The following is a 1706-nucleotide window of genomic DNA, read 5'->3' on the forward strand; positions in this document are numbered from 1 at the left end:
CCTGACTCCTGACGCTTTAGTGTCCTGGGGGCTTGAGGGATTTGAGGATTTCTGCTGCGGCCTGGGTGAGCTGGGGCTGAGCGGTGATTTGGTGGCCGTTGAGGTTGATGGTGACCTCCTGCAGGCCGTGTAGCTCGCGCACGATCCTGGCGATGCTGATACCGGTGGTGTCCTGGAGGTAGCGGGCTACGGCCAGGCAGGCCATCACCACGGTCAGGTGGGCCTCGATGGCGTCATGGGTGTGGTGGAAGACGGGGCGGGCTGTCAGGTCGTGCTTGCTCATCTGGAAGGACTGCTCGACGTGCCACAGCTCGTGATACGAGGAGACGACCTTGCCAGCGTCCATCAGATGCGAGGGAATGTTGGTGACGTAGCCCTTGAGCCCCACCAGGGAACGGGCTCTGGCGATGGAGGCCTCATCAAGGACCTGATCGCCTTGATGGACGGTGACGAACCGCGTGCCCTTGGGGCGCTTCTCGCCGGCGATGACGGCCCTGGCGCGATTGGCCTGAGCGGTCAGGGTCTGGTTGTCCCGGGCCGCACGGCGCTTGGAGCAGACCCATACCGCCCGCCACGAACCCGGATGGGTGACCGGGTCCCACACCGGCTCGGACTTGCGGCTCTTGTCCCGCTCACTGCGCGAGCCCCTCCTGGGGGTGATGGTGTCGATGACCTGCCCATCAGTGAAGGCGTCCCCGGCCCAGTGGAAGTGGGCCTCCAGATCCCCCGGGGCCCGGGTGGTGCGGGCCCCGACGATGAAGCCGACTCCGGCCTCATCCAGGGCCGCCAGGTTGGCCGCCGAGAGCATGCCGGCGTCAGCGACAATGACGAGCTCCTCGATACCGTGGGCGGCCTGGAAGGCCTCCACGATGGGGATGATCGTGGTGGTCTCAGCCTTGTTTCCCTCCCAGCAGCCGACCTGGAGAGGAAAGCCGGCCCGGTCGACCAGCAGCCCGACGATGACCTGGGGGTCGACCCTCCTGTCCTTGGAGTAGCCGACCTTGCGCAGGTCGTCCTCCTTCTCGGCCTCGAAGTAGAGCGTGGTGACGTCGTACAGGCACAGGGCCAGGCCCCCACTGGCGGTGACGTGATCGAACAGGGCCTGGGAGATCGCCTCCCGGTAGCCTCGCTCGACGCAGCGGCCCAGGGAGCGGAACAAGGTCCTGGTACTGACCGACTCCAGGCCCAGGTCACCTAGCACGCGGGGCACCTGGGCCTTGGATGTCGGCTCGATCAGACGCGCCAGAACCATCTGCTCAAAGGCCCGATCACCTCCAGTGGCGTTCCTCAGTCCCAGACGGGTGCAGGCCCCGTGCAGAACGTCCCACAGCAGGCCCGAGCACTTGGTCTCCACCGTGGTGGAGGCCAAGCCGGTTCGTCCCGCTGCTGGTTCCAGGGACTCCAGGTCCAGCAGCCCCTGACCCTGCCAGGCGGCGATCTTCTGCCGTCCGACCTCCAGCAGGGCCGCCAGCTCGGTCTTGTTATGGGCTGAGCCCAGGTGCTCCACGATCCGGCGCACGCCGTCCTCCTTGACCGCGATCTGCACCGCCGTGGCCCCCGAGGAGGTCCTGACCCTGCGTAGAAACGGGCTCATACCACCGCACCATATGGTCTCTTAGTGCCCCACCACCAGACCCCCGACACCGCAATAACAACGAAAACTCACACCAGCCCACCCACAACCCACCAAGGTGTCACGAGTCAGG

General features: G+C 66.1%; 1 protein-coding gene. It reads right to left on the minus strand.

The genetic code is table 11. The features are described 5' to 3' along the window. Positions 1-16: 16 nt before the first annotated feature. Positions 17-1594 carry an IS1634 family transposase gene (locus J5X07_RS12700; RefSeq protein ID WP_208480042.1) on the minus strand — a complete coding sequence of 526 codons (1578 nt, stop codon included), beginning with the start codon at positions 1592-1594 and terminating at the stop codon, positions 17-19. Positions 1595-1706: the final 112 nt, after the last annotated feature.

The organism is Actinomyces bowdenii, assembly GCF_017592395.1.
Taxonomy (GTDB): Bacteria; Actinomycetota; Actinomycetes; order Actinomycetales; family Actinomycetaceae; genus Actinomyces; species Actinomyces bowdenii.